Source organism: Selenomonadales bacterium (assembly GCA_018335585.1).
Taxonomy (GTDB): domain Bacteria; phylum Bacillota; class UBA994; order UBA994; family UBA994; genus UBA994.
Window position 1 is genome coordinate 1 of record JAGXRZ010000039.1, and the last position, 18,503, is coordinate 18,503.

20 protein-coding genes are annotated in these 18,503 nt (G+C 55.9%); 17 read left to right on the top strand and 3 right to left on the bottom strand.

The annotated features are described in order from the left end of the window. Nucleotides 1-161: 161 nt before the first annotated feature. Nucleotides 162-1,241 carry an ABC transporter permease gene (locus tag KGZ66_06160; protein MBS3985168.1) on the top strand — a complete coding sequence of 360 codons (1,080 nt, stop codon included), beginning with the start codon at nucleotides 162-164 and terminating at the stop codon, nucleotides 1,239-1,241. An 81-nt stretch (nucleotides 1,242-1,322) separates the two neighbouring features. Further along, nucleotides 1,323-1,955 carry a TetR/AcrR family transcriptional regulator gene (locus KGZ66_06165; GenBank protein MBS3985169.1) on the top strand — a complete coding sequence of 211 codons (633 nt, stop codon included), beginning with the start codon at nucleotides 1,323-1,325 and terminating at the stop codon, nucleotides 1,953-1,955. Between the two features lie 34 nt (nucleotides 1,956-1,989). Here KGZ66_06165 and KGZ66_06170 read toward each other — a convergent pair whose 3' ends face one another. Continuing rightward, a complete protein-coding gene (locus tag KGZ66_06170) occupies nucleotides 1,990-2,160 on the bottom strand; it encodes a hypothetical protein (GenBank protein MBS3985170.1) in 171 nt (56 codons plus the stop codon). Nucleotides 2,161-2,276: 116 nt separating this feature from the next. Between KGZ66_06170 and KGZ66_06175 the strand changes: the two genes are divergently transcribed. After that, a complete protein-coding gene (locus KGZ66_06175; protein MBS3985171.1) occupies nucleotides 2,277-3,035 on the top strand; it encodes a Uma2 family endonuclease in 759 nt (252 codons plus the stop codon). Here the strand turns inward: KGZ66_06175 and KGZ66_06180 are convergent. Continuing rightward, a complete protein-coding gene (locus tag KGZ66_06180; protein MBS3985172.1) occupies nucleotides 2,930-3,454 on the bottom strand; it encodes a GNAT family N-acetyltransferase in 525 nt (174 codons plus the stop codon). The genes KGZ66_06175 and KGZ66_06180 overlap by 106 nt on opposite strands. A 360-nt stretch (nucleotides 3,455-3,814) precedes the next feature. Between KGZ66_06180 and KGZ66_06185 the strand changes: the two genes are divergently transcribed. From KGZ66_06185 to KGZ66_06245, 13 genes are all read left to right on the top strand, one after another. Further along, nucleotides 3,815-5,494, top strand: a complete 1,680-nt coding sequence (locus KGZ66_06185) for a sensor histidine kinase (GenBank protein ID MBS3985173.1) — start codon at nucleotides 3,815-3,817, stop codon at nucleotides 5,492-5,494. Further along, nucleotides 5,495-6,220: a response regulator transcription factor gene (locus KGZ66_06190; protein MBS3985174.1), complete on the top strand. Its 726-nt coding sequence runs from the start codon at nucleotides 5,495-5,497 to the stop codon at nucleotides 6,218-6,220. Nucleotides 6,221-6,330: 110 nt separating this feature from the next. Next, a complete protein-coding gene (locus KGZ66_06195; GenBank protein MBS3985175.1) occupies nucleotides 6,331-7,800 on the top strand; it encodes a carbon starvation protein A in 1,470 nt (489 codons plus the stop codon). A gap of 360 nt (nucleotides 7,801-8,160) precedes the next feature. Next, nucleotides 8,161-8,994: a DMT family transporter gene (locus KGZ66_06200; GenBank protein ID MBS3985176.1), complete on the top strand. Its 834-nt coding sequence runs from the start codon at nucleotides 8,161-8,163 to the stop codon at nucleotides 8,992-8,994. A gap of 29 nt (nucleotides 8,995-9,023) precedes the next feature. Then, nucleotides 9,024-9,719 (top strand): cell division ATP-binding protein FtsE, encoded by a 696-nt coding sequence (ftsE, locus tag KGZ66_06205; protein ID MBS3985177.1) that lies wholly within the window; start codon nucleotides 9,024-9,026, stop codon nucleotides 9,717-9,719. Continuing rightward, the gene (gene ftsX, locus KGZ66_06210; GenBank protein MBS3985178.1) at nucleotides 9,709-10,593 is read left to right on the top strand and encodes a permease-like cell division protein FtsX; all 885 of its coding nucleotides are present in this window, start codon (nucleotides 9,709-9,711) and stop codon (nucleotides 10,591-10,593) included. Before ftsE ends, ftsX begins: the two co-directional genes overlap by 11 nt. Before the next feature lie 167 nt (nucleotides 10,594-10,760). Further along, on the top strand, nucleotides 10,761-12,191 hold the full coding sequence (locus KGZ66_06215; GenBank protein ID MBS3985179.1) for a DUF3048 domain-containing protein: 1,431 nt from the start codon (nucleotides 10,761-10,763) through the stop codon (nucleotides 12,189-12,191). A 33-nt stretch (nucleotides 12,192-12,224) separates the two neighbouring features. Beyond that, a complete protein-coding gene (locus tag KGZ66_06220) occupies nucleotides 12,225-13,112 on the top strand; it encodes a hypothetical protein (GenBank protein ID MBS3985180.1) in 888 nt (295 codons plus the stop codon). Between the two features lie 126 nt (nucleotides 13,113-13,238). Then, on the top strand, nucleotides 13,239-13,811 hold the full coding sequence (locus KGZ66_06225) for a hypothetical protein (protein MBS3985181.1): 573 nt from the start codon (nucleotides 13,239-13,241) through the stop codon (nucleotides 13,809-13,811). Then, nucleotides 13,811-14,956: a hypothetical protein gene (locus tag KGZ66_06230; GenBank protein ID MBS3985182.1), complete on the top strand. Its 1,146-nt coding sequence runs from the start codon at nucleotides 13,811-13,813 to the stop codon at nucleotides 14,954-14,956. The genes KGZ66_06225 and KGZ66_06230 overlap by 1 nt, the downstream gene beginning before the upstream one ends. Then, nucleotides 14,949-15,812, top strand: a complete 864-nt coding sequence (locus KGZ66_06235) for a hypothetical protein (GenBank protein MBS3985183.1) — start codon at nucleotides 14,949-14,951, stop codon at nucleotides 15,810-15,812. Before KGZ66_06230 ends, KGZ66_06235 begins: the two co-directional genes overlap by 8 nt. Further along, nucleotides 15,805-16,473, top strand: coding sequence for a 2-oxoacid:acceptor oxidoreductase family protein (locus KGZ66_06240; GenBank protein ID MBS3985184.1), 669 nt, complete (start codon nucleotides 15,805-15,807; stop codon nucleotides 16,471-16,473). Before KGZ66_06235 ends, KGZ66_06240 begins: the two co-directional genes overlap by 8 nt. 14 nt (nucleotides 16,474-16,487) lie before the next feature. Next, a complete protein-coding gene (locus KGZ66_06245) occupies nucleotides 16,488-16,682 on the top strand; it encodes a 4Fe-4S binding protein (protein MBS3985185.1) in 195 nt (64 codons plus the stop codon). A 51-nt stretch (nucleotides 16,683-16,733) separates the two neighbouring features. On the opposite strand, the gene KGZ66_06250 is transcribed toward KGZ66_06245, so the two are convergent. Next, nucleotides 16,734-17,501 carry a M15 family metallopeptidase gene (locus KGZ66_06250; protein ID MBS3985186.1) on the bottom strand — a complete coding sequence of 256 codons (768 nt, stop codon included), beginning with the start codon at nucleotides 17,499-17,501 and terminating at the stop codon, nucleotides 16,734-16,736. 128 nt (nucleotides 17,502-17,629) lie between these two features. Between KGZ66_06250 and deoD the strand changes: the two genes are divergently transcribed. Further along, nucleotides 17,630-18,337: a purine-nucleoside phosphorylase gene (gene deoD / locus KGZ66_06255; protein MBS3985187.1), complete on the top strand. Its 708-nt coding sequence runs from the start codon at nucleotides 17,630-17,632 to the stop codon at nucleotides 18,335-18,337. Nucleotides 18,338-18,503 lie beyond the last annotated feature (166 nt).

Here is an 18,503-nt window from a genome sequence, read left to right on the forward strand (position 1 = left end):
ACCACGCACTACATCGAGGAAGCAGAAAAGTTCTGTCGTCGGGTAATAGTGATTGACAAGGGCAGGATAATCGCTGACGGCTCACCGGCAGAGCTTAAGGCCAACGGTGAAAGAACACTAGAAGAAGTAATCCTAAAGCTAACCGGAAAGGAGCTTACTAAGTGAGGAACTTGACAGCACTCCTAGGAATCATGCGCAATGAGATGCTGCTGCAACTAAAGACCAAGCTGTTTGTGATGTCACTCATAAACTCCATTCTAGTCGTGATTCTGTGGGGTTACTTGGCTGGCCTTCAGGCGCAACCCATGAACCATCTGAAGGTTGGCGTCGTCGAAGGGAGCCCTATCGCCCAAACCATGCTTTCCTCAGGGAAAGTAGCAGCCGTAGTATTCCCCGACGCAGACGCAGCAAAGGCGGCTGTCTTAGAGGGTAGAATTATAGCGATGGTATATGCTCCTGCAGGCACAGAAAGGATAACGGTGCTGCTTGACGACACGCAAGGGGCGGCAGCGCGCGCAGCACTCGCGAACATCACCACTACAGTGCTTGACACCTTACAGGGCGGGCAAAACGCTTACGGCACAGCCTTCGCTATAGAGGAGGCATGGGGTCTTGGCATGAATGACCCGACTTATCTGTTGCGTCTGCTTGGGTCGGGACTAGCGGCGATGGTAGTATTGTCAAACGCCTTTGTGTTCAGCGGATTTACTTTAATCGCGGAGAAGACGTCCGGTACTATCTATTTTCTGGCGTTAGCCCCGATTAGCCGCCTCTGGGTCGTGTTAGGCAAACTTGTAGCTAACACCCTCCTGATTTTGGCGTCAACTATCATGACGGTTCTCATTGCGGTCTACCTTTTTGGCATCACTCCCACTGGCTCGCTCTGGCTCCTCGTGCTAGCGGCACTTCTTACCGGTGTTGGTCTGATGGGCCTCTGTTACGCCATCAGCGCTTACGTTAAAGACGAACGCACTTTTCGGATTGTGGCGGGCCTGCCGTTAATGATGCCGATGATGTTTCTCTCAGGCATTATGTACCCAGTGGCGATTTTCCCCACGTGGCTACAATCCCTTAGCGAGCTGTTTCCGCTCGCTTGGATGATGGAGGTTTCACACGCTGTGTTCTTCAAGGGCGGCGGTTTCGCCGATGTTTGGCAGCCTCTGGCCCTGTTGGCGGCATTCGCGGCGACCATGGTGCTGTGGGGCGGGGTCGCGGTCTCTAGGTTAATGCGCGTTCAGTAGCTGGATTTTTCGTAAATGGGCAAGGGGTATGCTATTATGACAGCATACCCCTACATTCTCTTTTGAAAGGAGCCCGCAGGTGTGGGTACAGCGAGCACATTCGGTAACCTCGACCCGAGCAAGCAAGCAATAATTCGCAACGCCTGCCTTAGGGAGTTCGCGCGTGCGGGTTACAGCGGTGCATCGACAAATGTTATGTGCAGTGAGGCCGGCATAGCCAAAGGATTACTTTTTTACTACTTTGGCAGCAAGAAGGGTCTATTTCTTTACCTCACAGAGCACTGCACGCAAGTCCTCAACGATAGTTTCTTGCACGGGCTTGAACTGAAGCGTGAAACAATCTTCGACCGCATAGTTACCCTTACCTTGCGGAAGTGGGCCTTGACGGACCAACATCCCCTCGAATACGGCTTTTTGGCACAGCAGCTGTGTGACTGTCCCCCAGACGTCGAGCAAAAAATCGCAGCGATGAAGAAGGTGAACGTGGAAAGATATCTGCAAATCCTAGTGCAGAACATCGACTTCTCTGATCTGCGGCCAGACCTTGATCCTGCCAAAGCTATCGACATAGTGCTCTTTGTCGTCGAAGGTTTTAGGGCTAGAAACATCGAGAAATACCGGTCTAATCCGCGCCCGCTAAGCGAGCTTCACTACGAGATAATTATCGAGCTGCGAAAGTATCTTGATTTGTGTCGCACGGGGCTATGTCGCTAAGGACTGAAAAGACCCGTCTCCTATTGCTTCTGCTTCACGCCTTGGGCATTTCAATCAAAGGATAGTGCGACTGGCTGCAAGCCTTGATCACGATTGTTTCATCTAAAATCTCCATCGCATCGTGCTGCGCGAGCTCCACGCCGTTGAGCGCAGAACTGCCCTCAACTTGCACTAGATATGCTTGCCGATTTGCTCTGATGGTCATGTCTAGAGTCTGGTCGGGCTGGCGTTGAGGGACGGAGGAGTGCGACATGCGTCCTAGTTAACTTAACTTGACACAAGCAGCAGTCAGCGGTATTATCTGGTTGAGGTGAGTTGGCAATGGTCGATAATAGTTTGATCACCGCGCACATGTTGGCGAGGGAGCTTAATCTGTCGGTTGAGACTATCTGGCGCTACACGCGGGAGCAGAGGATTCCATTCATTGAGCTTAGTGGCAGGCAGTACCGATACCGATTGTCTGAAGTTGTCAACGCGTTAAGCAGCGAGGTTCATGAGCGGGCTACGGAATACGCAGGAGACTTACCTAAGAAATTGACGTACGCAGACTATTGCTCACTACCCGAAGAGCCGGGAGTTCGCTTTGAGGTGCTCGACGGCTTCTTGGTGAAAGAGCCATCTGCTACCGTGTTGCACCAACGCGTGTCGCGTCGCCTGCAACGCATGTTAGAGGACTATTTCCTAGCGACAGATCCGGCGGGCGAGGTGTTTAATGCTCCGCTAGACCTCACGCTTGGCAATTATACAGTAGTTCAGCCAGACATCTTCTATGTGTCTTCACGGCAGCGGGAGCAGGTCTTGCACGCGCGGGTCGACGGCGCACCAACCCTGGTTGTAGAAATTCTGTCGCCATCTAGTGGGCGCAAGGACCGGCTCCAAAAGATGCGCATCTACCAAAGCGCGGGTGTAGTGCATTATTGGATTGTTGACCCCGAAGAAAAGACCATGGAATGCTTTAGTCTAACTGACGGGGTCTACGCACTTGTCGTCGGCGGTATGGATGACGAAGAACTAGTGCATCCAAGCTTGCCGAAGCTAAAGCTCGCGCTCGCGGCACTATGGCGTCGCCCGCCAGATTGAGCGGCAGAGGGGGCAGGCAGGCACAGATAAAGAGTGTATTTCCGCATGCGGCTTCCCTTGGTCCACCGGAAGCCTTGTCCAAAGAAAAGCCTAATTGAGGGGATATTGATGGGGCGAATGTAGGCATGACAGCTATCGGCCCCTCTTTCCCGTAACAGCTTGACGACGTAAGTAACAGCGGCTCTCCCGATTCCGTGCTGTCGCGCTTCCGGCAGGACTGTTAAATGCTTTATCTCATATCGCCTTTTACCGACCCTCCTGTAGCCAATCCACCCCACGAGGGTGTTTTCCTCATATATGGCGTAGTGCGGCGAGCGCAGAATATCATTGGAAGTGCGTCGAACGAAGTTATGGCGCCACAAATGTCGGCAGATAAACACAGCCAGACTTTTCTCGGTGATTCGGACAAACGTCAACAAGGGTAATCACCCTCTCACACGATTGGTCTTTAATGTAGCTTATGTGATTAGCGCGCTATTCTATCGGAACGTGACAAGCTGTGGCGTGGCTGTGGCGGGCACGTGGCAGGTGATGTATAATTGTGTTAGGGGTTGCTGGCTACTGGCTGCTGCTCACGCTCACAACTCACAACTCACAACTCACAGCGGAAAGCGGAAAGCCACTCCGCGGTTGCAGTTCACGATTCACGATTCATGATTCACGATTGCCCCACCGCTCACCGCCCGTTCCCCTCACGCCTACAGCCTCAAGCCTAAAGCCTCTCCCCAAGCGACAAGCGACAAGCGACAAGCGACAATCCCCTAGCGGAGGCGAAGTCCATGTCAGAAATCCACATCAAGATTATCCTTGGGCTGGTTAACAGCCTGTCCTTGATGTTCGTTATCGCCTTTTTGTTGTCTAACGCCAAGCCCTTTCGCCGCGCCATGTACGGCGACAAACAGACGTTGCGGGGCACAATCCTGCTGTCGGTCGTCTTCGGCTTGTTCGGTGTGCTAGGAACTTACCATGGGTTTCCGGTAGACGGGGCCATCGCCAACTCCCGGGCTGTGGCGGTAGTCGCGGCAGGCTTGTGGGCCGGCCCGACAGTCGGCATCGGCGCGGGCTTAATTGCGGGTCTCCATCGTTACGCCATTGACATCGGCGGCTTTACGGCTTTTGCCTGCGGCTTGGCTACTGTGGTTAAGGGTCTTGTCGGCGCATTCGCGCACCGCTACTTTATTCGGGCCAAACATCGCGCCGTCGTGGGGTTTTGGGCGACTGTTATCGGTGAGTCGATGCAGATGCTAATTATCTTGGCTCTAGCCCGCCCGTTTGCGGCGGCCGTCTCCCTGGTAGAAAAAATCGGTCTGCCCATGATCTTTATGAACGCCGTCGGTGTGGCGCTCTTTGTGCTTTTGCAGGAGACTATTTACCGCGACCGCGAGCGCGAAGCGGCCTACCAATCGGAGTTGGCGCTTAAAATTGCCAACAAGACACTGCCCATTTTAAGGCGCGGGCTTAGTAGTGCCACCGCTGCCGCGGCCTGCAAGATTATTTTTGCCGAAACCGAGGTCGACGCCGTTACTATTACCGAGGGGCGCGAGATACTGTCGCACGTCGGTGCCGGCGCGGACCATCACCGCGTGGGCGAAGAAATTCAGACCCATTTGACCGAGCTAGTGCTGGGCACCGGTCAGCGGCAGGAAGCGCAGATGGCGCACGAGATTGGCTGTCCGCATCCGGGGTGTCCGCTACAGTCTGCAATCATCGTGCCGTTAACGCTAAAGGGAGCCGTAGTCGGTTCATTAAAGCTCTATCGCACCAAGAGCCAAGCAGTTACACCGGTGGAGCGGCAGTTAGCCGAAGGGTTAGGTAGCCTCTTCTCCACGCAGCTAGAGCTAGCTGAGAAGGACATGCAAGAGAAGCTACTAGCGAGCGCCGAGCTGCGGGCCCTGCAGGCGCAAATAAACCCGCACTTCCTGTTTAATGCGTTAAATACGGTAGTGTCCTTCTGTCGCACGCAGCCCGAGACGGCGCGGCGCCTGCTCCTTAACTTGGCAGACTTGTTGCGGCAAAACTTTGTGCATCCCCCGGATATGGTTACGCTCAGCAAAGAGCTTGAGCATGTAGAAGCTTACCTCGAAATCGAGAAAGCGCGCTTTAGTAGCAAGCTGCAGGTAGAGTATGACCTTAAATCTGAAGACTTTCTCTTGCCGCCGTTTATCCTGCAGCCTCTGGTGGAAAACGCCGTGCGGCACGGCATCCAACCACATCCGCGCGGCGGTGTGCTGCATATTGCTTCCGAGACTAACGGCGCCTGTCACATCGTCACTATCCAAGATTCGGGCGTAGGGTTTGACGTTAACAACGCAGTCTACAGCGGTAACGGCATTGGGCTAAGCAACGTCAGCCAGCGCTTGCGCAGCCTCTATGGGCCACATTTTGGCCTAGACATCCAGTCAGTACCTGGGCTCGGGACGACGTGTCAAGTGCGTATTCCGCGACGCGAGGTGGCCTAGGTGGCCATTCGCGCAATCATTATTGACGACGAGCAGCCGGCGCGCCAAGAGCTGTCGTTCCTCCTTAGGCAGCTTGGGTGGCTCGAAGTAGTAGGGGAGGCCGAGACGGCTGACGAAGGGTTGGCCGTAATTCTCGCCCTTTGCCCCGAGCTCGTGTTTCTTGACATTAAGCTCCCGGGGGTCAATGGTCTAGAGCTGGCTAAGGAAATAGCCCAGCTGCCGGACAAGCCCCACGTGGTGTTTACCACCGCTTACGACAGCTACGCCATCGCGGCGTTTGAAGTTAACGCCTTGGACTACATTCTTAAGCCTTACCACGAAGCCCGCGTCCTCAAGGCTGCGCACAAGGCGCGAGTCGCACTCGACAAAGGGAAAGCGCAGGTCGCGCGTCCCGCCAAGGACAGATTACCCGTGCGGCGAGATGAGAAGGTCTACATTTTGCCCTTTGAAGACATTTCCCTAGCCTTTGCCGACGGGCGCGACATACTGGTCGGCGCTAAGCAGGCGGTATATAGGAGTGAGCTTTCCCTGCAGGAGCTCGAGGATAAGTTTGCCACCCACAACTTTTTCCGGTGTCACCGCGGCTACCTCATCAACTTAGACAAAATAAAGGAGATTTCTCCCTGGTTTAGCGGCGGCTACGTGCTCAAGCTAGAGGGCTTTGCGGCGGATGTCCCCGTAAGCCGCAAACAGGTGAAGGAGTTTCGACTGCGCGTAGGTATCTAGACGCCAAAACAGGCCATTCAGGCCTGTTTTTTGACTGCTTAGCCGCAAATTATGCACACCTGAGAAAAATAAGCATAATATTTAAGTATCTTAAAAGGGGAGGGGTAATAGTGCTTACATTTCTACTGGCGGTAGCTCTGCTAATCGGTGGTTACGTAGTCTACGGCGCGTTCGTCGAGAAAGTCTTTGGCATTGATGAAAACCGCCCAACGCCGGCGACTACGATGGCCGACGGAGTCGACTTTGCTCCTATCGAATGGAAACGCATCTTCCTTATCCAGTTTCTTAACATTGCCGGACTCGGCCCTATCTTTGGTGCGATACTAGGCGCGCTGTGGGGGCCGGTGTCGCTTCTTTGGATTGTCTTCGGCTGTATCTTTGCCGGAGCGGTGCATGACTACTTCTCAGGCATGCTGTCCCTGCGGCACAAAGGCGCCTCTGTTTCGGAGCTCGTAGGGTTCTACCTCGGCGACGTAGCCAAACAGGTAATGCGCGTTTTCTCCGTCATCCTCCTTGTCCTTGTGGGTGTTGTGTTTATTACAGGCCCGGCCAATCTACTAGGCAGGCTTACCCCTGAGAGACTTACCCCTGCCGTGTGGGTGTGGGTAATTATCGCGTACTATATTTTGGCTACCATGCTGCCCATAGATAAGTTCATAGCTAAGATTTACCCAGTGTTTGGCTTGGCCCTCTTGTTTATGGCCGTTGGAATTGGTGGTGCTATGATTTGGGGACACCTAGCCGGTACGATGGTTATTCCGGAGATGACACTGGCAAACCTGCATCCCCGCAACTTGCCGATTTGGCCCCTAATGTTCATTACTATTGCCTGCGGCGCAATTTCCGGTTTCCATGCCACGCAGTCGCCGATGATGGCGCGTTGCATGACTAACGAGAAGTATGGGCACCGCGTTTTCTACGGCTCCATGATTGCTGAAGGTTTTATTGCCCTTATTTGGGCGACTATTGCCTTCACCTTCTTTGGCGGCACGCCTCAGCTACAAGCTGGCCTTGGTCAACTTGGTGCGCAAGCCGGTGTCGTGCATCATGTCTCCGTACAACTACTTGGCGCCCTCGGCGGAGTGTTAGCAGTACTTGGCGTCGTGGCTTGCCCGATAACCAGCGGCGACACAGCCTTCCGCAGCGCCCGTTTGACGATTGCTGATGTATTTAAGATCAACCAGACACCAATTGTTAACCGATTCGCCATTGCTCTTCCGCTATTCGCTGTCGGTTACTGGCTGACGACCATCAACTTTCAGATTGTGTGGCGGTACTTCGCTTGGTCTAACCAGACATTAGCCATGCTCATGCTCTGGGCCGCGGCAGTTTACCTTAAGAAAATGGGTAAGCTCCACTGGATCTGCACCGCGCCTGCTACCTTTATGACTGCCGTGTCCATAACCTATATCCTACAAGCTCCCGAAGGATTCGGGCTGGCCACCTCCATTTCCTACCCGGTTGGTGCACTCGCAGCTGTCCTAGCGCTAGCGTACTTTATGTATGTCAAGTTCGCTCCTATGCCGATAGAGCCGGGGCTTGCGGCCAGCGGCCCGAAGCCACCAAGTCAGCTCTGCTAATCTAGCTCGGTCTGTGAAAAGGGCTGTCTCGCCGCAATGGCGGGATGGCTCTTTTTGTTGAGCCGCCGGCCGCCAGGCGCCAGCCGCCAGGGGACTGTGGCTTGTCGCTTGTCGCTTGGGGAGAGGCTTTAGGCTTGAGGCTGTAGGCGTGAGGGGAACGGGCGGAGCACGAAGCACGCTCCTTTCTACGAGCCGCCAGCCTCTCCGCCGTAAGCTGTACGCTGTAAGCCGTGAGCAGGTAGCGACGTGAAGCAAAAAGCTCCGTCCCTTTTGCTTCTCTAAGTCGGCAGGTACTACATACCCGCGCGGCGAATTATACATAGTTAGCTACCCTTGTCAGCAGAGAATGGAGTTGTAACGATGAAGCGCAACACCGCCGTATTCATGTTAGCCGCAGCCGCAGTGCTGTGGAGCTTGGGGGGGGTTTTAATTAAATCTGTGGAGCTACACCCGCTGGCCATCGCTGGCACCCGTAGCGCCATTGCCCTCTTGGTTATCTGGGGCTTTGTCGGCAGGCCGAAGTTCACGTGGAGTAAGGCGCAGCTAGGCGGAGCGCTTGCTTATGCGGCGACGGTCATGCTGTTTGTGGCCGCCAATCGGCTTACTACGGCGGCTAATGCGATTATGTTGCAGTTTACCGCCCCGATCTATGTCGCGCTCCTCGCGCAAAAGTTTCTCAATGAGAAGAACTCGGCCCTCGACTGGGTAGCCATTGTCACTACCTTTGTGGGTATTGCCATGTTCTTTGTCGACTTCCTCAGTCCCGCCGGCATGCTCGGGAACGTTTTTGCCTTGCTGAGCGGCGTAAGCTTTGCCTGCCTCGTCATATTTTTGCGCTACCAGAAAGAGGGCTCGCCTATCCTGTCTATTTTGTTGGGTAACGCCTTGACAGCCTTAATCGGCCTCCCGTTCGTAGCCTTTGGCCCACCGGCCGCTGCCGATTGGCTGCCCCTGATTGTGCTCGGCGTAGTGCAGCTTGGCATTCCATACATTTTGTACTCTCTCGCCATTAAGCACGTCAGCGCGCTAGACGCCATTCTTATCCCCGTCCTGGAGCCCCTTCTTAACCCTGTGTGGGCATTCCTGCTGCTGCGCGAAACTCCCGGCCAGTGGGCTCTCCTCGGAGGATTTGTCGTTTTAGCCTCGGTTACGATGCGGCATGTTTTCGTTTCCAAAGAGGCTGCCCCTGCCTAGCACAACATTCTTTGACAGCATGGGAGGACTTGGCCTTGATTAGCCTAATCGACGTAAGCAAGCGCTATCCCGGAGGCAGAGAGACCGCGCTCTGTGGCGTTAACATGACGATTGAAAATGGGGAGTTCGTGTTCCTCGTAGGCCAGAGCGGCGCTGGCAAGAGCACACTTTTGCGCTTGCTGTTTCGCGAGTACCTGCCGACGAACGGCGTCATAACCTATCGTGGGCGAAATCTCGCGCGCTTAAGCGGGGGAGAGCTGCTGCGCTACCGGCGCAAGATTGGCATGGTGTTTCAGGACTTTCGCCTCCTTAAGCAAAAGACCGTCTTTGAAAACGTCGCCTTTGCTCTGGAAGTAGTCGGCCAGTCGCCGGAGGCTATACGGAAAGCAGTGCCGGAAGCGCTCGCGGAGGTAGGGCTGCTTGACCGTGCGCAGGCCTTTCCGGCGGAGCTCTCGGGTGGCGAGCAACAGCGCGTAGGCATTGCGCGGGCTATGGTGCGCAAGCCCCAGCTAATACTAGCCGATGAGCCTACCGGCAACGTCGACCCAGACAACGCCTGGCAACTGATGGAGCTGTTTGCCGCCATCAACCGAGCCGGTACTACCGTAGTTATTGCCACCCATGCCTCAGATATAGTAGACCGCCTGCAGAGGCGCGTTGTGCAGCTCGAGAAGGGACGGGTCGTGCGCGATATAAAACGAGGGGGTTACGGAAGTGAACATTAACTCCTTGCGCTACAGCCTCAGGCAGGGCGTGGTGTCGCTACGGCGGAACGCCCTGTTGGTACTGGTCACTACCAGCATGGTTGCCGTTTCGCTCGCTATTCTCGGGGGGTTTATGCTGCTTTCGGCTAACGTGCGCCAGATGGTGCGTACGATTGAAACCAATGTAGAGATAGCCGTATTTGCCCGCATGGATGCGGACGTTAACGCGCTTAGGGCAAAACTCAACCAAGTGCCGGGTGTAAGCGAGATAGTCTTTGTCCCGCGTGCCCAAGGGCTGCGGGAGCTCGGGCAGTCGCTAGGCGACCCGGAGCTGTTCCAAGTGTTTACAGCACAGAACAACCCGCTGCCGGATGTCTTTAGACTCCGCGTACAAGCGGCAGACCAAGTTAGCTCCGTAGCCGACGCTATCCGCGCCATCAACGGAGTAGACGCGGTTGATTACGGCGAGGAGCTTATAACGCAGCTTCTGGCATTTACGCGTTGGGTGAGTGGATTGCTTGTGGCCACTAGTGCGCTGCTTGGACTAGGCGCCATCTTCCTCGTGATTGCCATTATTCGCTTGTCGGTGATTGCGCGGCAAGAGGAAATCGGCGTAATGAAGTACCTTGGTGCCAGCAACGGCTTTATCCGGCTTCCCTTTGTGTTCGAAGGCACGGTGATGGGTTTTTGCGGCGCGCTGCTCGCGAGCTTTGCCCTGTGGGCACTTTACGGCTCTCTGGTCGGTAGCCTCGGCGAAATGGCCTTGCCGCTATTACTTACCCCTGTCACAGGTGTGGTACAGCTCGGCTCCGTCTTTGGCACGATGCTTGTCCTAGGTACGCTAGTTGGCGCGTTGGGGAGCCTTTTGGCTGTCCGCAAATACCTGCGCCACTAGGGAAGGGCACCAGCCGCCAGCTTTGAGCTTTGAGCTGTGAGCTGTGAGCGGTGAGAAAAAAGGGTGGAAAGGTACGAGGTAAAAGGTCAAAGGGGAACTGGCGCCACCGCGATACCGTTCTACTGAGCACTGTGCACTGTGCACAAAAACCCCTAGGAGGGTGTGACATGAGAAAAGTCGTCTTATGCGCAATAATAGTCGCTTTCCTGATGCTGTCTATTGCAGGCGAGCCGACTAGGCGCGCGCTTGGCAACCCGCTCGACCCGCGCCAAAGGGCTGAGCAGTCGGCCCGCGAAGTGCGCGAACTTGAGGCCGCGCTTAATGCTATGGAAGAGTCGATTGCCTCACGGCAAGAACGCGTGCGGGAGGTTGACAATGAGCTCACAAGGGTGCGAAACACACTAGTATATACACGCGCGAGGGAGCGCCAAGCAGAAGCAAAGCTCGCGTCTCTAACAGCTAGTTTAGGGCAACGCGTGCGCATGGTGTATATGCGGGGCGGAGCTTCTTACATTTCCCTCTTGCTGCGCGCCGAGAGCTTTGGCGACCTCTTTATTCGCCTTGCTTACATGGCGCGGCTGTTTCGCCACGATGCCACACTTATTGACTCCGTGCGGGCCGAGCAGACAGTACTGCGGGAGAGCCGGCGCGTTCTGCAGGCAGAGCAGCAGCGCCTTACGAGCCTCGAACAGCAGCGCGCGGCCGAGCAGCGGAACCTCGCCAGCGAAAAACGCGAGCTGGCGCGCCTCTTAGAGAGGGCACGTGCCAAGCTCGCCGGTGACCTCGCCCTTGTTTCGCCGCGCGCCGAGCGCCTGCCTGTTTACGGCGTGGTCATTGACAACATCGCCCAAGCTCGCCCGCAGTGGGGCCTTGCGCAGGCCGGCATGATTTACGAGTACGAAGTAGAGGGGCGCATTACCCGCTACTTAGCGATTTTTGGCACATTGCCGGAACGCGTGGGCCCGGTGCGCAGTGCGCGCGCGCACAGCGCTATGCTAGCACTTGAGAACGGCGCACACTTCGTGTACTCGGGCGGCGGCGCCGACGTTCTCGACCTATTGCGGCAGTGGGAAGTAACGGGCACCGACGCTATTCGCAGTCGCAGCCCTAGCTTCACGCGCGATGCCGCCAGACGCGCGCCGCACAACCTGTTTGTGAATTTGGCGACGCTAGGCAGCAGAGCGCCGTCAGACGACGTCCAGATACGTCCCGCTTATTTGCCCTTTACAGGTGAAGAGGCTCTGCGCATCGAACTTGCGTATTCCAGGGAGCATGCTGTATCCTACGTATATGTACCCGAGCAGGGAGCTTACCGGCGCTACGTTAACGGCACCGTGCACCGCGACGCGAGCGGCGCGACGATTATGGCGCGAAACGTGTTCGTGCAGTTTGTGCCCCACCGTACCGACCTCCTTGGACGCCCCACACCACAGCTAGTGGGGAGCGGCACGATGCATTATTACGCCTTAGGGCAGCGTTTTACGGGCACCTGGCAGAAAGATTCACCTGAGTCGCCCACGCGCTTTTACTACGCGGACGGGACTCCGGTAGAGCGCATTTTCGGCCAGACTTGGGTGCAGATAGTGCGACCAGAGTAAGCGGCAAACCGGGGACTGCGGGGGAGTAGGTACATGGGTCAAGTGGAGGACTGCCAAACGCGCCAAGCCGTTCACGCCTTTTTTGCGGGGCGCGTGGGTGTGCTGGCCACTATGCACGGCAAAGAGCAGGTCATCGCACCGCTTCTCTGCCCGGCCTTAGGCATTACCCTTAAGGTGCCGCAGGGCTTTAACACCGACCGGTTTGGCACCTTTACCGGTGATATCCCGCGCGCCGGAAATCAGGTCGAAGCGTTACGGGCCAAAGCTTTAGCGGCAGCCGAGCAATGTGCCCTCACAATTGGAGTGGCGAGCGAAGGCTCCTTTAGCCCGCATCCGCTCTTGCCGTTTGCCACCCTGAATTTGGAGCTAGTCTTGTTGCTCGACCGGGAGAGGCGACTTGAGCTGATTGGGGAAGCGGCCACCACGGAAACAAACTACGCGCGGCGCGCAGTAAAGAGCTTTGCGGAGGCCTTAGAGTTTGCTTATCAGGCAGGTTTCCCGGCGCACGGCATGGTGATTAAAGCGCATGAGCTCCACAATCAACCGGAAGACCTCGCCAAGGGACTTAACACAGAAGCGCGCTTAGAACAGGCCGTGCAGCTGGCCTTAGATAAGTCTGCCACAGGCCAGACTTTTGTCGAAACGGACATGCGGGCGCACTTCAACCCGCTGCGCATGAAATGCATTGCCGCCGCTACACAGAACTTAGTCGACAAGGTGTACAACCTGTGCCCCGCATGCGGTTATCCGGGCAGAACCAAGACTTTTGTTCGAGGACTACCCTGTGGTCTGTGCGGGGAAGCTACCGAACAAGTACAGGGCGTAGAGCATAGCTGCTCGCGTTGTGGGCACAAAACGTACGAGGCAGACCTAACCCACAGTGCAGCCGACCCGCGTTGGTGCGCGCATTGTAACCCGTAGCCGCTAATTTCAGGTTTTGGTATTTAATTCGTAATACTGAATACAAAAAAACAGCAGGACTTTTTGTGTTTGTGACGAAATGATACAAGACGTATGTCTCTAATGTAATTCAACGGGGGGATGATTTTGACGAAGTATCGTGTATTGGCAGGCCCGGAAGGGTATCTGCCGCCGGCGGCGGCCTGTGTGGGCATTACGCTGCCGGAAGTTGGAGGCGCGCTGATTGAGGGGCGTCACGTTCCCGAACAGGAAGCGCTTTCAGCCATCGTGGACAAGCTCCTGAGCGCTAAACGGCCGTTCTTTTTCCCTGGGCCAAACCTCTTGTGGGAGTGGAAAGAAGGCGTAGCGGAGAAAGCCGCTGCCCTGCGTAAACTAGCCGACACCGCTGGCGCACGCGTAATTCCAATGCCTGACTACCGTCCTAAGTACCCCATGATTAACCCAGCCATCGAAATTAACCCAAACCATCCTAACCTCACTATCTGGCACAACAAAATAGATGTCTGTGTGTTTGCCGGCGTACATTGCCATTACGCTAACGTGGCGCTAAAGATTATCCGCGGCGGCACAGACTGCTACACCATCGCTATCTGCGGCGAGGCAGGGCACGAGGATGCCAACATCACCCTGCGCAATGCCGGTATTCCCCAAATCGAGGCTCTAACCGCTATGGTAGCCGAGCGAAGGAGGCTTAGCTGATGCCGGAACAAAGAGTAGTTTCTCCTGAGTTCATGTTTGGGGAGGCGCCCCGCGAAGAGCAGTTTATTACCGGCAGCGAAGCCGTGCGCGAGGCCATCAAGCGTGCCAATGTGGACATGGCAATTTCCTACCCCATTACGCCGCAATCGGAGAGCATGCACCTTGTCGGCGACATCTTTGCCGAAGGGTACGTAAAAGAGTACTACCGCGGCGAAAACGAGTTCGCGGTTATGTCCTCTGTCGCCGGTGCGGCCATGGGCGGCGTGCGCGTGTTTACCGCCACCGGCGGCCCGGGCACGATGCGCGCGCTAGAGATGTTCCCGACGTGGGTCGGCGCACGGCTCCCCATTGTCTGCGCGTTCTTTACCCGCGGCATTAACTCTCCTCTCACTATCCAGCCCGACACCATCGAAATGGCCCATCTCTTGGATACCGGCATGATTATGCTGCACGCCGAAGATGCGCAAGACCTCTACGACATGATTCTCAAGGCGTTTATTATCGCCGAGCAGACCGAAGTGCATATTCCTGTCGGCGTATTTGCGGACGGCTTCTTTGTTACTCACACCCGCGACAAAGTGCGCGTGGCCCCAGTCGACATTAAGCTGCCCCCGTACCTGCCCTACAGCGCACCCGTACCGGTCATGGACATGGAAAATGTCCCCTTTAGACAAATGCGCGACCCCTTCGTAATGAAGAGCAACTACGTGAGCTACGCCGCCCATGCCTCTTGGCAGCAGGAAGTGCTAGCGGCCGCAGAGCGCGCCCGCCCCTTCATCCATAAGTATCTCGGTGGCTTAATTGAGGTCGAGAACCCGGACGCCGACATCTTGCTGGTAGCCGGCGGCACGGCCGTATGTCAAAGCCGCGAGGCCATGGCCGCAGCGCGCGAGGAAGGTATCGAAGTCGGGCTTATTAAGGTTAAGAGCGTACGGCCATTCCCCGGGGACGAGATTAGAGCCCTAACAGCTAAGGCTAAGGCCGTAATTGTGCCGGAGTTTAACCGCGTCGGCTGGCTCAGCCGTGAGATCCGCAATGTGGTGCAGAACCCGGATCGCATCGTGGCAGGCCCCCGGGTCTTCGGCGGCATGACTATGCCTCCGGACCTCATTCTGGCCGAAATCAGGAGGTATGCACGTGAGTAAGCGTATGCTTAAGATGACCACAGCCTTTGCCGATGTCATGCCGGCAGAGTATGTGGAGCTGGTGGAGTCGGGCCCCTTTGGCAAGGGCTATGGGGTAGCCGACTTAGGCAGCTTCAAGGAGTTAATTGAGGAGCATCCTCTGTGCGCCGGTTGCGGTTTGGCACTGGCTGTTCGCTTGATTATAGCTTCTTTGCCGACACCGGAAGATACAGTTGTAGTCGGCTCAACCGGCTGCAGTTCGCTCGCTTTCCCGCAAATTGCGCTGCAGAACATTCACTCGCTGTTCGGTAACCAAAATGCCGTAGCCTCGGGCCTTAAGCGCGCGCTCAAGCTACGCTTCCCGGATAAGCACAAAGATGTCTTGGTAGTTGCCGGCGACGGCGCGACAGCCGACATCGGCCTAGATATGGTCATGCACTCGTGGTTCCGCGGCGAAAAGCTCGCCACGATCATGCTTGACAACGAAGCCTATGCCAATACCGGCGGCCAAGAGAGCGGCATGTCGCCCGAAGGTTGCGTGCTGAACATGGCCCCCACGGGCAAGAAGTTCAAAAAGATTGCCCTGCCCGAAATTGCCCGCGAGTCAGGCTGCGCCTATGTCGCCTCCGTGACGCCCGTACAACCACGCAAGCTCGAAAAGGCTGTGCGCCGCGCTATCCTCGTGGCGAGGGAAGTTGGGCCGACTTATGTGCAGGTCTTTGTCCCCTGTCCCACGAACTACAAGTTTAAGCCGCAGGAGACTTTGTCTCGCGCTAAACAAAAAGAAAAAGACCTTACCTATCCGCTGCGCGAGTTCATTACCCCGGAGGCGCAAGCCTACTTGACCGCAGTTGAGGGAGGTGGCAAGCGTGACTAAGAAGACTAGCATTCGTATGTCGGGCCTTGGCGGACAAGGCGTTGTAACGGCTGCGCATATTCTCGGCGCCGCAGCCACGCGCGACGGCTTAGTCAGCACGGTAAACCCCTTCTTTGGCGCGGAAAAGCGTTTGGCACCCGCCGAGAGCTACGTGCGCATCAGCTCTAGCCGCATCTTTGAACGGGGAGAAATCCTCTTCCCAAACGTGATTATGATTTTCCACCCCCACGTTATCTCACTCGGCAAGTGCTACACCATGCCTTTCTTTGCCGGGTTACAGCCTGGCGGCCTAATGCTTGTCAATGGCGAGACCGCTCCCGAGCTGTCGGCCGACGAGTGCGAGGCCTTAAAGCGCCTAGACGCCAAAATGTACTACTTCCCGGCCACCAAGCTAGCGCTTGAAGTCGGGGGGACAGACCTCGCTACCAACATGGCCATGCTAGGCGGCCTAATGGAAGTTACCGGCATCGTGTCATGGAAGGGAATTACCGATGCCTTAGCCGAACGTTTTGGCGGCGGCGGCAAATTCGTCGCTTCAGCTACCACCGCGGCGCTTGACGATGCCTTAAAGAGCAAGTACGATAAGATTAGCCAGTTGCTCGAACAAAACATGGCTGTCATGCGGGCAGCTGGGCCGACCATTAAGGAAGTCACGTTCTAAGGAGGTTAGATGCTGTGTACGTAACCGCTAAAGTCGACGAACCTAAGTGCATCGGGTGCAAGCTCTGCATCTTTGCGTGTCCGGATCCTAACGTCTTTTCGTTTATCAAGGACAAGAAGAAGGTCGCTGTCAATCCTGCCCGGTGCAAGGGCTGCGGGTTGTGCGTGTCTGTCTGTCCCAAAGACGCGCTGGCTGTAGGCAATGCCTAGATAAAGAGCGAGGGGGCGTTCTGCCCCCTCGCTTTTTTTCAGCCTCTACTATCAATACCCGAACTTTTGCTGAAAGTACTCCTCTAACGTGATGTTATGCGTAAAGAGATATTCCGCCACTTCCACACCTACATAGCGGATATGCCAAGGCTCGTAGCTGTAGCCGGTAATATGTTCTTTGCCTTCCGGGTACCTGACAATAAAGCCAAAGCGGTGGGAGTTAGCTGCAAGCCACTTGCCTTCGGCAGTGGCACCGAAATCTACCGTAAGCGAAAACCCAACTTCGCGGCTGGTAATATCCATGGCCAGACCCGTCTGATGCTCGCTTTGCCCGGCGCGCGCGACAGTGCGGTTCGCTTCGACTTCACCTACACGTTGCACCTGAGCGGCAAAAATAGCGTACTGCCTTTCAAAAGCGCGAAAGCCTGAGAGCGCATAGGGGCGAAGTCCCTCGGCTTGTGCGGCGGCAAACAGTTGTTCTAGCGCTAATGCTGCCTCTCTCTGCATAAACCTGCGCGGTTCGTGTGCCGTAAATGGAAAGGGTACTTGTGGCGCAACCAAGTCCTCTGGCACAAAGTCGGCAGGCAAGTTTCTTGTTTTGTTAACTAATACTAGGATATGGTCGGGGTTTGTGACGACTTGGCGCCCTTCCTCGTCAAGGCGGGTGGTCATTTCGAACGACAACGGGTGAGGCGCAGGCTTGTCCGCTACGACAGGCTCCTGCGGCTGTGGTTTGGCCGGCTCTGGCCACAGAGGTGCCCCGCCGCTAAACCAAATCACCGATGCTACCAGAAGACCTGCACCAGTAATAGAAGCCACAATTTTCCTCATGTATGCATCATCTTTTTTCATCTCTTTTCACAGGTCTTAGCTTCATCATAGCCCGCTTAGTGTTCGTAGTCAACTTAGTGTCCACAGTCAAATAGTAGATCGGGAGTGATTTGGTCATGAAGCCAACGCCACACATCGGAGCCGCCACGCGCGAAGCCATTGCCGAGACAGTCCTCTTGCCGGGTGATCCGCTGCGTGCCAAGCATATCGCGGAACGGTTTCTTACGGGAGCCGTGCAGTTTAACGCCGTGCGCAACATGTTTGGCTACACCGGCACTTATCAAGGGAAGCCCGTTTCAGTTATGGGTTCGGGCATGGGTATCCCTTCAATTGGGATTTACTCCTACGAACTCATTCACTTCTACGGTGCCAAGAAGCTTATCCGCGTCGGCTCATGCGGTTCATTTCAAGCCGACGTAAAGATTCGCGACGTGGTCATTGGCCTTTCGGCTTCCACTAACTCTGACTACGCGCGCCAATACAACTTGCCGGGAACGTATGCTCCTAGCGCTTCGTGGCGCCTGCTAAGACAGGTAGTCGAAGTGGCCGAGCGTAAAGGCATCAATGTCAGAGTCGGGAACATCCTTTCCTCCGACGTTTTCTACGATGACAACCCTGACGCGTGGAAGCAATGGGCCAAAATGGGCGTGCTAGCAGTGGAAATGGAAGCGGCCGCGCTGTACATGAATGCAGCGCGGGCCGGCGTCGAAGCTTTGTGTATTCTCACTGTGTCGGACTCGCTCGTCACGCACGAAGCCACTACGGCCGCGGAGCGCCAAACGTCGTTTGAACAGATGGTGGAGATAGCGCTGGAGTTGGCGTAGAAAGTGCCTAGTGCTCAGTGCCTAGTGCCCAGTGCCTAGTGCCCAGTAGAGCCACTAACAGCCCTCTCCCTGCCCCTGCAGTTCATGATTCACGATTGCTCCGCGGCTCACAGCTCACAGCTCAAGGCTGGCGGCTGGCGGCTGGCGGCCGGCGGCTGGCGCCCTC

Coding starts and splice junctions, on each gene's coding strand:
- deoD (MBS3985187.1), top strand. CDS start 17,630: ATGAAGCCAACGCCACACATCGGAGCCGCCACGCGCGAAGCCATTGCC.
- KGZ66_06170 (MBS3985170.1), bottom strand. CDS start 2,160: ATGACCATCAGAGCAAATCGGCAAGCATATCTAGTGCAAGTTGAGGGC.
- KGZ66_06215 (MBS3985179.1), top strand. CDS start 10,761: ATGAGAAAAGTCGTCTTATGCGCAATAATAGTCGCTTTCCTGATGCTG.
- KGZ66_06220 (MBS3985180.1), top strand. CDS start 12,225: ATGGGTCAAGTGGAGGACTGCCAAACGCGCCAAGCCGTTCACGCCTTT.
- KGZ66_06200 (MBS3985176.1), top strand. CDS start 8,161: ATGAAGCGCAACACCGCCGTATTCATGTTAGCCGCAGCCGCAGTGCTG.
- KGZ66_06230 (MBS3985182.1), top strand. CDS start 13,811: ATGCCGGAACAAAGAGTAGTTTCTCCTGAGTTCATGTTTGGGGAGGCG.
- KGZ66_06175 (MBS3985171.1), top strand. CDS start 2,277: ATGGTCGATAATAGTTTGATCACCGCGCACATGTTGGCGAGGGAGCTT.
- KGZ66_06185 (MBS3985173.1), top strand. CDS start 3,815: ATGTCAGAAATCCACATCAAGATTATCCTTGGGCTGGTTAACAGCCTG.